10 protein-coding genes are annotated in these 13,915 nt (G+C 55.9%); 1 reads left to right on the top strand and 9 read right to left on the bottom strand.

The features are described from left to right. Positions 1-40: 40 nt before the first annotated feature. The 9 genes from EYC79_RS03020 to EYC79_RS03060 all read right to left on the bottom strand — a co-directional run bounded on the left by EYC79_RS03020 (position 41) and on the right by EYC79_RS03060 (position 13,180). Complete coding sequence (locus EYC79_RS03020; RefSeq protein WP_130977104.1) at positions 41-1,324, bottom strand: FRG domain-containing protein; 1,284 nt, start codon at positions 1,322-1,324, stop codon at positions 41-43. Between the two features lie 59 nt (positions 1,325-1,383). Then, a complete protein-coding gene (gene istB, locus EYC79_RS03025) occupies positions 1,384-2,196 on the bottom strand; it encodes an IS21-like element helper ATPase IstB (RefSeq protein ID WP_130977105.1) in 813 nt (270 codons plus the stop codon). Next, on the bottom strand, positions 2,186-3,712 hold the full coding sequence (gene istA, locus EYC79_RS03030; protein WP_130977106.1) for an IS21 family transposase: 1,527 nt from the start codon (positions 3,710-3,712) through the stop codon (positions 2,186-2,188). Before istA ends, istB begins: the two co-directional genes overlap by 11 nt. A gap of 229 nt (positions 3,713-3,941) precedes the next feature. Then, a complete protein-coding gene (locus EYC79_RS03035; protein WP_130977107.1) occupies positions 3,942-5,876 on the bottom strand; it encodes a DUF3732 domain-containing protein in 1,935 nt (644 codons plus the stop codon). Beyond that, complete coding sequence (locus EYC79_RS03040) at positions 5,873-6,409, bottom strand: three component ABC system middle component (protein WP_130977108.1); 537 nt, start codon at positions 6,407-6,409, stop codon at positions 5,873-5,875. Before EYC79_RS03040 ends, EYC79_RS03035 begins: the two co-directional genes overlap by 4 nt. Continuing rightward, the gene (locus EYC79_RS03045) at positions 6,402-7,619 is read right to left on the bottom strand and encodes an ABC-three component system protein (protein WP_245495175.1); all 1,218 of its coding nucleotides are present in this window, start codon (positions 7,617-7,619) and stop codon (positions 6,402-6,404) included. The genes EYC79_RS03040 and EYC79_RS03045 overlap by 8 nt, the downstream gene beginning before the upstream one ends. 438 nt (positions 7,620-8,057) lie before the next feature. Continuing rightward, a complete protein-coding gene (locus tag EYC79_RS03050) occupies positions 8,058-11,570 on the bottom strand; it encodes a DEAD/DEAH box helicase (protein ID WP_130977109.1) in 3,513 nt (1,170 codons plus the stop codon). Beyond that, positions 11,557-12,342 carry a HamA C-terminal domain-containing protein gene (locus EYC79_RS03055; protein ID WP_130977110.1) on the bottom strand — a complete coding sequence of 262 codons (786 nt, stop codon included), beginning with the start codon at positions 12,340-12,342 and terminating at the stop codon, positions 11,557-11,559. The genes EYC79_RS03050 and EYC79_RS03055 overlap by 14 nt, the downstream gene beginning before the upstream one ends. A gap of 340 nt (positions 12,343-12,682) precedes the next feature. Next, positions 12,683-13,180: a hypothetical protein gene (locus EYC79_RS03060; protein WP_245495176.1), complete on the bottom strand. Its 498-nt coding sequence runs from the start codon at positions 13,178-13,180 to the stop codon at positions 12,683-12,685. A 117-nt stretch (positions 13,181-13,297) separates the two neighbouring features. Between EYC79_RS03060 and EYC79_RS03065 the strand changes: the two genes are divergently transcribed. Continuing rightward, on the top strand, positions 13,298-13,855 hold the full coding sequence (locus tag EYC79_RS03065; protein ID WP_130977111.1) for a hypothetical protein: 558 nt from the start codon (positions 13,298-13,300) through the stop codon (positions 13,853-13,855). Positions 13,856-13,915: the final 60 nt, after the last annotated feature.

A 13,915-nucleotide genomic window follows, 5' to 3' on the forward strand; every position in this document is an offset into this window, starting at 1 on the left:
AGAACAAAAAGGACGGCGCATGTAGTCGACTAAGTCAGCGCTACATAGTGCCACGGGGAAGCTCATAACCATCTCGGAGATGAACGGTGGTCTGATCGATGCTTGGGTAAACCGTCGTCGCATTTATGTTAATGCTGTCGAGTTGGGCAAGAATGTTGGGCTTATTTGTTATCGCAATTCTCGCAATCTCGATGCCGTCGTTTCCCGTTTCCGGTAGAACGGCTTCGTGACCGAACAGAAGAAAGGCGCCCGATTGGGACTTAATTCTACTGTTGGTTCTTTTCGCCTTCACGCAAAGGATCGAGCCGAGATCGTCAGGAGCAATGTTTCCCTCAAAATAGCTTTTCTCGGCCTTAATATGATGAAGAAGCTTCTTGGCAACTTCCTGCTCGTTGAATTCCGTCCGATCAAGACTGAGGTTGATCTCACTTTTTTGAGCATGCGTAAGATTGGAGAGGTTCGCGAGGCAACTCACCGTGTCCGAGTCGTAGTATTTGATTTTATCGGCCTTGATCCTGAATATGATAACTTCTCCGCTCGTCGCCATCATCTCTTCGCTACCGTAGCAGGCAAAGAAAAGGGCAACGAGCGGATTTCCGGAAATATCAAGCAGGCGCGTCGGTAGGCCATAATGCTGCATCCGAACCAGTCTATCGAAGCAATACTGGTCACGTTGAAATTCATCGTAGTGCGCGATCAGCAGTTCTTTGCACAGACGATCTTCATTGGGCATGAACTTCCATGCACCTTCCGGCCACTTTCTGAGGAGTGAGGGCGTGAGTTCAAAGGCCGCATTCTCGTGCCCACGGTAGAAAATTTCAGCGTCGTGCTTGTCGAACCGGCCAAACAGGAAACCGAGATAACTTTCGACGCTGTTCGCTTCGCCGATGATGTTTTTCTCCCGCGCTGGCGGCTCCATGGCGCCATCGCCGGCTTGAGCAGGCATGTGAGCGCCAATAACGTCCTTGAACTGAGGAAATAGTTCTGCCAGCCTTTCAAGTACGGTATGCGCGTCCCCGGCCCTCACGGCCCAATGTGTACGATGCAGCTCGAACTGATCCGCACCAAATACGTCTCGAGCCGAGTCAAGTTCCTTGAAGTCCAGTTCGCCAAAATCGATCAGGGCGTCGAAACGAAACCGGACCTCCTTTTTGTCAACGGTGATTTGCTCGACGTTTCCAAATTTGACGATCATCGAAGCATGACCATTTGACCTGGAAATTTCAGTGCATAAAAACGATGGCAGCTGCTGTAGGAATTCGACAGCAGTTGAACCAATCCCTTCGAGTCGTTTCTCGATGTCGACAGGCGTATATTCGAACATACGGTGTTGATTTGCACTGAGAGCTGACCCGGGATTTGCGCCGAGAATTGACCCGCCCTTTAGATATCTGTCGGGTGGGGTGTGGTGGTCAATGCCTTGTTTTTCTCCTTCCTGGTTTTGGGTTCGTGGGCCGAGCTGTTCTTGAAGCGGAAGCTGTCGTTTCCGGTTTCGAGAATGTGACAATGGTGGGTCAGGCGGTCCAAGAGCGCCGTCGTCATCTTGGCGTCGCCGAAGACGCTGGCCCATTCACTGAAGCTCAGATTGGTGGTGATGATCACGCTGGTCCGCTCATAAAGCTTGCTGAGCAGATGGAAGAGCAGCGCGCCGCCTGATGCGCTGAATGGCAGGTAGCCGAGCTCGTCGAGAATGACGAGATCGGAATGTAAAAGCCGATTGGCGATCTGGCCGGCGCGGTTTTGCGCCTTCTCCTGCTCGAGCGCATTGACCAGTTCGACAGTGGAGAAGAAGCGAACACGCTTGTGATGGTGCTCGATGGCCTGCACGCCGATCGCGGTGGCGATGTGGGTTTTGCCCGTGCCGGGACCGCCGATGAGGACGATGTTGTTGGCGTCTTCGAGAAAGTCGCAGCGATGGAGCTGCCGCACCAACGCCTCATTGACCTCGCTGCTTGTGAAGTCGAAGCCACTGAGATCGCGATAGGCGGGAAAGCGCGCGGTCTTGAGTTGGTAGGCGGTCGATCTGACTTCGCGCTCTGCGGTCTCGGCCTTGAGGAGCTGCGACAGGATCGGAAGGGCCGCCTCGAAGGCAGGCGATCCCTGTTCGGTCAATTCGCCGACCGCCTGGGCCATGCCATGCATCTTCAACTGCCTGAGCATGATGACGATCGCGCCGCTTGCCGGGTTATGACGCATGGCGCACCTCCGACTTTCTCAAGGCGTCGTAGCGTTCAACATTGGCCTTGGGCTCATTGGTGAGCGTCAGCGCCTGCGGCGCGCTAATCGTCGGCGGCGTAAACGATTTGCCGTCAACGAGACGATGGAGAAGATTGAGGATATGGGTCTTGGTTGGCGCGCCGGACTTCAGCGCCATGTCGACCGCCGACAGCACAGCCTGTTCGTCATGTTGCAGAACAAGCGCCAGGATGTCGACCATCTCGCGGTCGCCGCCCGGTTTCTTGATCAGATGCTGCTGGAGCGTTCGGAAAGCCTCCGGCAATTCGGCGAAGGGAGCTCCGTTGCGCAGCGCGCCCGGTTTGCGCTGGACGACCGCAAGATAGTGCCGCCAGTCATAGACTGTCTGACCGGGGCGGTCGTGGGAGCGGTCGATGATCCGCCGATGTTCGCAGACGACCTGACCCTCCGCGGCGACAACGACGCGATCCGGATAGACACGCAGGCTCACCGGCCTGTTGGCGAAGGAAGCGGGGACGCTGTAGCGATTGCGTTCGAGATGCACGAGGCAGGTCGGCGAGACGCGCTTGGTATATTCGACAAAGCCGTCGAAGGATCGGGAAACCGGCATCAAGGCGCGGGCTTCCTCGGCCAAGATATCGGCGATCGAACCGTGCATCTTTCCATGCGGCGTCTCCGCCCAGAAAGCCCTGCAACGCATCTCCAGCCATTCATTCAGAGCCTCCACGGATGGAAAGCGCGGCGTCGGCTGGAAGAAGCGATGACGGGCGTCCTGGACGTTCTTCTCAACCTGTCCCTTCTCCCAGCCTGACGCTGGATTGCAGAACTCGGGCTCGAAGAGATAGTGGCTCGCCATGGCCTGGAAGCGCATGTTGACGTCGCGCTCTTTGCCTCGACCGATCTTGTCGATGGCCGTGCGCATGTTGTCGTAGATGCCGCGGCGAGGAACACCGCCGAATACGCGGAAGGCATGATTGTGGGCGTCGAACAGCATCTCATGGGTTTGCAGGAGATACGCCCGGACAATGAATGCCCTGGAGTAGCTCAGCTTGGTGTGCGCCACCTGCAGCTTTGTTCGCTCATTGCCGATGATCGCCCAGTCCTCCGACCAGTCGAACTGGAAAACTTCACCGGGCTCGAACGCCAGGGGTACGAATGTTCCGCGCCCCGTCGTCTGGCGCTCTCTTTGCCAATCCGCTCTCCACTCCCGCGCAAAGGCCGCAACCCGGCAATAGGAGCCCTTATAGCCGAGGCTCATCAGATCAGCATGAAGCTGCTTCAGTGTCCGCTTCTGTTTGCGCGGCTTATGGGCTTCGGATTTGAGCCAGGCCGACAGCCGATCTGCAAACGGGTCGAGCTTACTCGGTCGGTCCGGAACCTTGAACTTGGGCACAACGCCGTCAGACCGAAGATACTTGCGGATCGTGTTCCGGGAGAGGCCAGTGCGGCGCGATATGTCCCGGATCGAGAACTTGTCGCGGAAATGCCAGCGTCGAATAACGCTCAATAACTCCATGTCGATCACTCCAGAGCCCTCGCTTCCATGACGCGAGGGTCGGTTTAAACATGGGTCAATTCTCAGTGATAATATCCCGCGATCCCGGGTCAGCTCTCAGTGCAAATCAACACATACGGCCTCGGCTCATCGAGAATTCCGTGCTGCCGTCTTCTTCCAAAAGCTCCCAATTGCCATAGGAAATATAGTTGAAGTTTTCAGGCACGGGGGATTCTCCTGATTTACCTGCTCAACGAAGCCACGATATGGGTACAAGCTTTATGCCATCGCGCCAACGTTCAACGGTAGCATCCCGGAACCAGTCTAGTAGTAGATCGACGTGGTCAGTCACGATAACTTGCATTTGGGACGACTGCCCAAGACAGTAATCAGACAGGAGACGATAGAGCCTTGCGACCGCGGCTTGGTCTTCATCCTCTCCTCCACTGATCTCGCCGACATCTCTATCCGGCGGGTAGTGAGCCTGAGAGGGCTGATCTAGCATCAAGAATGCCGGCACCGGACGGCGGCGAGCACGGAAGAGCTTGTGAAGAGCGAGGTGCGCCGCGACATGATAGCCGACCCAATTCTCTCCGCTTCCGATTTGTGGCAAGGACAGCGGTCCATCAACCGTATCTGCCACAACAGTCAGGTTTTTCCGATCCAGCCGCAGGCTATTCTCACCATGCTCGAGCTGCAGTTTCCCCGCGTACTCCGTGAGATCGCGGCCCACGAGGCTCAAGGCTGTTGTGAGCCTCTCCTCCATAGCTTCTTGATCAAGCGCACGCTCCAATTCGGTGACCTCAGCACGCACGCGCGCGATCTGGAGACGCAACCCATCGTCACTGGATAATGCTCTTGCGTTTTCGAGATAATATCCAATCCGCCCCGCCACGCGTGCCTGCTCTGTAAATTGATCCTGCTCAACACGAAGCCGCTCGTTGTCAGCAATTCGCGTCGTGATATCTCGCTGAACTGCCGCCAAATCTGCCTCAAGAGTAGTACGTTTCGTCTCAAGTTCTGCAATTTGCCCTTGCAGCCGGGGATTGTCGCGACGGACGGCATTTAGTTGTCGATCTAACCCCGCCAGAGATTTCCGAATTTCATTCACTGACGGGACTGGAATCGACAAGTGACTGTCGCACAAAGGACAAACCTCGTGCCCGCCATCACCTACATCGACCAGTCCTATCGAAGCCAATCTAGCCTGCTGTTCACGAGCTTCGGATTCGAAATCAGTGGCTTCTCGTGTTAGTCGCTGAAGGTCCTTGATTTCGTCTCGAAGTTCTTGAAGTTCTGTCCTTAGTCGTCGACGGCGCTCTTCAAGATCAGTCAAATCCGCCGCTGGATCGTCGTTTTGAGCGTAGGTAAGCGTGCGCGGAGCCGCAGCTTGGGTCAGTAGCTTCCTTACATCGTCGACCGTGTCTGCGGTAGCATCAAGCGTTAACAAGCCGACGCGTTTAGCCTCCTGCAATAGGCTGCGTGCCATTCCAGAGGCCTCGTCCGCCAATGCTTTTGCGTCCGTAAACTCGCGCTCCAAACTTCTTAGCCGCCGACGGGCATCCTCGTAACGCTTCTGCTTGAGGTAGTGATCCTCGCCCATGGCGCCAACGAAGTATGGAAGAGTGTCCTTGATCGCTTGAGGAATCCGTTCCTCACCTTGCCGATGAAATAGCAATCTTCGGTTGGCAATCTCGTCCTGTCCCTGGAAGCTGAAGAAGATCGCTTGACTGGCGGAAGCTTCTAACGGTCGCCGGGTCGCTCCTGGCTCTGGGACATATAGGTTTTCAGCTACACCCAAAATTGCCGAGAATCGCGATCTTAGGCCGTCAGCCGTTGAATTCTTAATAAATGCGCCCGGATTGTCCGGGAAATCATCAACGTTCCGCTGGAAGTAGATTTCATCGCTTGTTTTAACAGCGGGACCTGGATTTTTCCTCGCAACAAGTATGCCCTCACCGCTATTATCGAACAAAACAGCGAACCACGACACACCGCGCCGAATCTCTCCTTCGGCAACGGTGCATTCCGTTCGCCCCCAGCAGTAGTCAACTATGTCTAGTAGCGCCGACTTCCCAGTTTTCGACGCTCCTGTAACAACATTTAAAACACCGAGATTAAAGCGAATATCCCTGCGTTCACCATCTTTCGAATAGATCGCGATGGCTCGGATTTGTAGACTCATACCCTTATTCCCATCGTCTGCAGGACCACGCCTGTCGTCTGTAGAACCGCGCCTGACTGTGATTGATGCGCAAACCAACGACCAAGGAGGCCGGCGGTACGGCGAATTTCGTCTACTTCGTCAGTGCTAACAGCGGGCTTCGCCGTAAGACTTAGTGGTTTTTCGCCAAGGCTGACGCCATCACTATCCACTCTAATGGCACCGAGTTGAGACAAAAAAAGCAGCGCTTCGCGACTAACTGGTCGCAAATGGAGCACGCGATCGGGTACCGTACTGAGAACATCTGCGTTCTCCCCTGCCCACGATGCAAAGGCTGTATTGGCCTTTCGAGGCAGCGCTCGTCGGGTTCCAGGGTGAAGAGCAAGCGGCAGTATAAGGAAGGTCAAAGCGAATGGCAGTGACGTGCGACTTTGCTTGCAATAGCCGTTCAATGTTCGAGCAATCAACTCGCCGCAAAACGCCGGATTGAAATGGGCAGCCTCCTCCAGAGGACGCTCACGCCAGGGTCGCGTGAAATGCCGGTGTTCAGCCATCCGAGCTTTCCTCCCGGCACAGGCTCAAAAAATCCCTATGCCATCCGATACGAAGATCATTCGCGAGGATGTGGTACGATCCAACGTTCAAAAATTTCGCAGTTATAGACCGAAATGGCAGCCTGGCTTCAGTTTCAACCCAGTAATAGATTTCTTGTGCGTCTTGTTTGAGCTTCGAGTCGTTGCTTTCACTCCCAGGATGAGAATCACACATGGCGACGAAGCGCGGCTCCCATTCTTCCACAAGCCGTTGCTCAAACTTTTCTAGTTCTTCATCAAGAACCACATGTTCTCTGGTCCACTTTGATCGCTGAACGAAGGCACGATAGTAGTCACGTTTCGCAAAGCGCAACCGATTTCCGCCCAATCCGATGACATGAAGCTGTTTGACAAAGCGAAAGCCATCATATTCGGCGATTTCGGTATCGCTGGGTTCAGCATGCTCAAAATCGGCGACAAGTGCATCGCGCTTGAGAAGCTCCCTTATGTCATCAAGCTTCGCTTCGAGCGCGCCCACCGGAATTGTATCCGACGGGTTCGCCATGAGCACTTCACATATGCGCGGCCACCACCAACCCTCAAGCATTTCGCGGGCAAGCGCAACTTTCCCCGCAGGAGCAACAAGACGAAGGGCATGTTCAAGTTCTACGCCGAGATCTGTCAAGAGAGGTTGCCGGTCAACTACTTCGACGGCACTCAAAAGCGAAGATCGCATAGCATCCGATAGCGCCAGAAAGGCGGTGAATGCTGATCTCAAAGATTTGTTTTCAGAGGTCTCCGCAACGGCAGTCAGTATTTCTTTCGCCAATTTCGGATTACGCTTCGTCCCGGCCTCATAGGCTTGCCGTGGACGAAGAAGCGCGGCCGCGGAGCCCAGAGGCGCCTCCCCGGTCGTCACAAGGACAAGCTTTGCCCTAGACGGCAGCGAAGGATCGTCCGCCGATGCCTCGGCCCATACTCGAAGGGTCTTCCAGATATCAGGGCTGGCGTCTGATAGGCTTGCCACACGATCAATGTGATGCTTCGTCTGCAGGAGCTCAAAAGGAGATCCGTCCTTCTCAAAAGACACATCATCCAATCGCTCAACGGAAACCTCGACCTCGACCCCACTGTTCACGTGAGGAATGCATAAGAACAAGGCTAAACGGGCCTGATAAAGGTACCCAGCCGCCGAGGGAGCTGCACCAAACCGATTTTCTTCCCTGCCCAATCCCCCTCCCATTTTTCTTTTTGAAGCCAGTCTCCGATTCGGAATCGAGCCTACTATCATCAACGTGTGGAGCAGATTCTCATCGATCCGCGTTGATATCGCTACGACCTCCCTATGGTTTATCAAGGGCATGGCAAAGTCAACGTAAGATGGCAGTAAACTAAGGCAATTCACAACCAGCAAGAGGCATTTAGGATCCAAGACCATCTATAGTGAAATGCCATGAAAACCGTACTCTCAAGAGGTGAGGATAATAGGTCATCCGCCGACAGAGATCGCGACACATCGAAGAATTGCTGGGGCGCAGTGCATCTGTGGGAAGTCGGTCGACATGAAGGCAAATACTCGAATTCCGCCCAGGCGAAGCGTAGTCGGAGTACCCCCTCATGATCGGCCCCAGAGGGGCATGTCTGACGACGAGATCGCCCGATTTTATTTTTAAGCGTCGGCGCGTGGCCAGCGCATTTTTCCGCCGCCGACACGCTTGGCTTTAACAAGCGTTGTTCCACCGGCCAGCCGTCCCGAAAAAAGGCTAGGCTTCGAGACAACCGGCTCCTTTTTGAACGGTGCCACGGGCTGATAATCTGGTGTCGTCAGCCAGGTTCGGCCGCCAGCCCCATCGATGTCGACACGGTAGAGGCCAGCGGGTGGCGCTTCTTCGCGCGGCACATCAAGCAGGCGCTCATAGTTGGAGACAGACCATTTCTGAGCACCGCCGCTTAGTGCTTCGGTGCGGAAGCGCGCCCACAGTGCTGCCGTCTCGGGCGTAGGCCAGTTACCCGCATCGGTAAGAGCCGTGATCTCGTTGGATTCCAGCCACTCGCGCATTTCAGCTGGCGTAAGGAAGGACGGGGCGGTGCTCCCGACTACGGCCATCGCAGCACGGCGTGACGGTAAGCCAGCACGGATCAAGAGTGACATCATGAACTGCGGCACGCCTGTCTCGAGTGCCGCTGCAGCGCCTCCCGCGACTGTTTCTGGCGACCAGCCGAGTGTCACGCGACGGGTACGGATTGCTTCGAGTGCCCAAACAAGGCGGTATATGAAAGCGTCCTCAATCGCTCGCATATTGTTGGGGCCGATGACTGTAATTTCGATCCCAGAGACCCACTGCTTGAGGATGGCCTTCCAATTGCCCGGCAGCGGCTTGTCCGGAACGAAGGGGCGAATGGCGAAAAGCCGTTCACCAAGTACAGCAAGTGCGTCGGCGAGTTTATCCGTATCGCCTGAAATTGCCGCCGCGTCTGCGCGGTCCACCTCTTTGGCAAGTTCGTCAGCCATTGCATCGACTGACAGACCGGCTTCAAGACCGACGCCCATGGCGAAATGACCGATGCGGGCCTTAGGCGTCGTGACTGACCAGATCAAATTAGCTCGTGCCTTGAAGACTTTGCGATGCTCAGCCTCAATCTCCTTCTCCTCGCGGTCGATCTGCCGTGCCCACAGCGATCCCTTGAGAGCCTCGTCGATCAGCCGAGGTAGGTCGGCGCGATCGGCGTCGAGCGCTTCGATAAGGCCGAAGACCGTTGCGTCGAGACGCTCGACAAGTTCGGATAGTGGTTCTTCCTCGATATCCTCTTCCTCGTCGTCAGCACTCTCGGCTTCATCATCGTCCTCGTCTAAGTCTTCACCCTCTTCCGACGCTTCTGCAAGCTTGGCCGCAAGTGCGGCCTCCTCGGCGGGAGATTTCCAAGCCTCTCGAGCATTGGCGAGATATTCCCAAGCGTCGTCGCGGTCGAGTACCCCCTCCCTCGCTAAACGCTTAAGAATTTCCGCAACGATCTGGATTAGTCCGCTCTTGAGGGTTCGAGCTTTCGAATCGCTGACGAGGCCCCGCCAATCTCGATTGCGCCAATCGAGACTGTCAAACATGACATGAATAATTAGCCCCTCAACATCGACGAAAGCACGACCAGCGCGACCGGCGACGTTGGCGAATTCCTCGCCGCTGATCCGCTTACCAGACCGATATAATGCGGGCACAAGGAGGATGGCGGCGTTAAGGTTGAGTCCTTGAGAGAGCGTCGGCGAAGCGACGATCACCTTGAGCACACCCTCAGATAACAGGATCTCCAACTCTCGCAGGAAAGGACTAGGCAGACGACCGTGATGAATAGCAACTCCAGCTTTCAGGCTAGCGACCGCCGGATGATCTGCGCCCAGCCATTCCTTGCCAACCTCTAGGGCGCGCGCGACCGAGATTTCGTCCTCAAGAAGGGAACCAAGGTAGCCACGCTTGACAAGATTGACGACCTGCTTGCCGTAACTTTCGACCCAGTTTGCCTGCGTCGAAAAGATCAAGGTGCGCTTGCCCTGGGCCGCGAACTCCCACGCGGCGAACAACGTTAGCTGCGAGTTCTTACGAGGATAAGGGAGTTTTTCTCGACCACGCGCCGGAGTTTCGACAACGAAATTGTCTACGAAGGGGATATTGCGGGTGCGGTCAAGAGTAAGCCGGGCAGCGGGCTCATCCCATTCTAGCTTACCATAGCGCTGACGCGTCGGGCGCCAGTTGGACCGGACAGGCTCGCCTGGTTCATCGGAACGAATCCAGGCAGTCAAATCGTCTAGTTCGTCGCCGCTCGGAAGAATCGCCGAGAGGCAGACGATCCGCCGTGTGGCTGCATCGGCCCGGCGCAGTAGGCGTTGGACGAGTGTTTCGTATCGGATTTCGCGTTCGCTCGGCCCGATCATGTGGCCTTCGTCGAGAACTATCAGGCCAACGTTGTCAATCAAGCTCGGGTCGCTGCGCAGCGCGAAATCCAGCTTTTCGGGCGTGGCTATGACGATGTCGCGGGACCGGAGCGCGTCTTCATCGCCGGCAGAAACGCCGCTGGCACCATAGAGGGATGAAACGCTGAAGCCGAGCGGCGCAAAGGTCTTGCGGAATGACCGCTCGGTTTGCGCCGATAGTGCCCGGAGCGGCGTCACAATGAGAACCCGCCGTTCAGTTGACAACGTCATGAGCGCAGCGATCTCGGCGACTCGCGTCTTGCCGGCACTGGTAGGGAGCGCCACAACTAAATCGTCGGTAAGGTCGGTCGAACGCCGCGCGGCTTCTCGCTGAGATGGCCAGAGCTCGACTTCAGAGGTTTTACGGGCATAGAGCGAGCCGATGAACAGCTCGCGCAGTTCGGGATATTTCTCAGCAGCACCATCGGGAGCATCGAGCGGTAGGGTCTTGTGAAGCGAATGCTGCCAAAGATCGTCGATCAGGTGGCGGCATAGATTGGAAATCCACCAAAGCGGGACATTCTCCGCGTTGTCGGCAAGACGGACGGCCGTATTGAGCAGCGAGCGTGCTGCCTCCATCAATTCATCATCGCCGGTCTCCAACGAAAAATCAAAGAAAGCGAGTGCGCGGCAGATCGTGGTGTTGAGAACAATAGCGAGGACCTCGTCCGTATCAGCCTCTTCTCCCCTAAGCGCCTCTGAAAGCTGTGCATCGCCATGCGTGGGATCGTTGAGCCAGGCCCGGACAAACACGCGAAGGCCAGTAAGGTCTCGCAGGATCAGCGACATAACGGCAATCTCGCCTGGCGCTTGGTTCTGATCCTCGGCTGCCTCATTGAAGAGAGAATAGGCAACCGCCGAAAACCCGGCAAGGTGGTAGGACGCGGCTGCAATCGTCCGACGAAAGCCGCGATCTTCCGCTTCCGGATCGCCATTTCGAACGAGGGCTTCGAACGCCATCCCAGCGCGCTCGAACGCCTTGTTGGTAAGCTCGCTAGCGCCGACCCGAGCTCGTAACAGCATTGCGGCGCGGAGTAGAGAGAAGCCGTGATCAGCGAGGTCGGTTTCGATCGTCGCACCGAGAGGCGGTGCCGATTCTGGAAGGACCCCCTCGTTTCGCATAAGTGACCAAGCTACACCCCTGGTCAGCAGACGCCCTTGCACGCCGTCTTCGGTTGCTTCGGTAAGGAAACCCTGCAGTTCGTCAATCGTTTCCAAGGTCTTCTGCCTTTTCGAACATCTCTTCGATGAATTCCTGGTGGTCTACGATGTGGAGATTCACCACATAATGGTCGCGGTTAGCACCCGCGGCTTCAAGATCCACCTCGAGCGAGGCATGTGGGCCGTTGCCCGACATCGTATAGAGCATATGGTCGATGCGACTGGCAGGAACATTTTTGAGCGCGACTTGGTCACGAAGATCGCGGCCCAACGCCATATCGCCGGCATCGTTGCTCTCCAGCAATCGATTGGCGACGAAAGCTAATGAATCGGGCGTGCATCTGCCACTGTCGCGATTGAGCACCTTGCGGGCGTTAGCAACGGTAGCATTGCTGAGAACTTTGTTGCTCTTCGCTTCGCCCTTTAGGAGCCAGAGATCATTATGCCCATCGCCACCATAACCAGCACCGATGAAATCATCGCCGCGCATCGCCATGTTGCGTCCGTCCTTGTAGCGCAGCCGGCGAACGGGCACGCGAAGCCCGATTTCTTCTTCGACCAACTCTGTTGCAAGAATTTCGCCAAGGTCACCGGAACGCCCTTTCTTGGTTTGCGGGAGCTGCTCGCGTAGGATCGTGGCAGCTAACTTGTACCCCAAGCGCTCAACATCTTGGGCGATACGATCGAGTCGGTCGTAATGCGAACGCATCGTCTTTGCGAGCGCATCCCGAATCTCCTCGCGCCCACCGTTTTTTTCAACATAGATCCAATAGTGCTTACGCTTTGTCTTCCTTTTGGTGGCGTTACACCACTTCTTGTAGAGATCCACTGAGCACGCCCCCCCCCCCGCACGCTTGTGACTAGTCAACCGAGAATAGGACCAACGAACGTCGCCGTGCTTGCGAAGTGAAGTAAGTGATTCCCATGATGCGAATCTCTGTAGCACAACAACCCCTGATATATAGTCATTTCTGGGGGTGATTTATGATGGGCCGACAAGAACACTTAGCTCGCGACTCAGAGCGGTGGTAACATTGGGTGATCCCGCCCTGCTGGAAGAGAACCCACCACCCTGCCGTAAATGATCGTTACAGTGTCGCAACACCTGAGAGTGGCTAGAAAAGATTCAATTGCATTGACGTCTCGCCCGGTGAAGAGGGCTGCCCATCTCAGTGCAGGCCCGCGTGGCGACCGAGTACGCGCATCAACACTGCATTGGCGTGATTGAAATTGTCGAATTGGCCACCGAGCCAATAGGCCCATTTCTCACCGTGGAAGAGATTGTTGCGGAAGCGCCAGACCACTAGTAAGACAGCGAGAACACGGTCGCGCGCGCCGTCATTGCTGCCGCTGATAACGTCAACGACCAAGTCGGGCATGTCGGCTTTACGCAAATTGAGATGGTCGAAGTGTGGAGTGAATTTGCCATTTTGGAAGTATCGATTCCGAAAATAGGCAAGGTCTTCATCGTAATGTTCTGCGCCCAGCATAGCTGCGGCGTCCCACTGATCAACGGCGTCTGCGATCTTTACGGCATTGGCACTATTTCCCATGAGTTGGGCTTCGAAGAGGCTCCAGAGAAATGAGAACGCGATGATTGCCTCGCGATCCTGAGCGGGCAGAGCTGCAAACCCTGGCACCTTTTGCGTCAACCATTCAATGCTCATGCCGTACTGCCCCTTCAGCCCAATTTTCTATTCAACAACAACGTAAGTGGTTATTCGGGAGTCGGGAAAATACAAGACTCGCATTTAGATGAATGAGCAACACAAGGGAACGCTGATTTGACGATAATTCCAGACTTGATCGACTATGTGACTCCCTCGGATGCGGCCATCTGTTTGCACGAGGCGGGGCATGCAACTGCGGCACTAGTCGTCGGACTTGCGCCCTCCTTGATTGAAATCGTGGAGAACAATCCTGGCTCACCCGGACTAGCACGCAGCCGCATTCCACAGGGAACGCAGCAGGAGCGGCGGATCATCGCGTGTGCGGCGCTCGCCGTAGAGTTTCAGCTTTATGAAGCCGGGCGCCTCGTTGACGGATTCGGTGCGCAGATCGATGAGGCGACTTTCATCAGAATCGCAGTAGGGAACAACGCCGCGCTGGACAAGATACTCTACTTTGGTGCGGACCACGCTGACGAGAACGGCGTGTGGCCTAAAGCGAACGATGAAGCCTTTATTGCAAGCGCTCGCGGCCTTAGTGCCGTTCTGCCCATGGCGCTGATCAAAGAGCTCGCGGAGACCTTGCTGACTGAACGTCAGCTCGATTGTCCCCGGGTCATCGAGATCGGCGCGAAGCATCTACCTGGCTCGAAATCAACCTGGAGATGCTCCTGACAAACGTAAGAAGACCAGCAACACAAAGGGCCGCGGCTGCGCCATCGACTGTACCCGCGC

Origin of the sequence: Agrobacterium cavarae (assembly GCF_004310285.1) — a bacterium.
Taxonomy (GTDB): Bacteria; Pseudomonadota; Alphaproteobacteria; order Rhizobiales; family Rhizobiaceae; genus Agrobacterium; species Agrobacterium cavarae.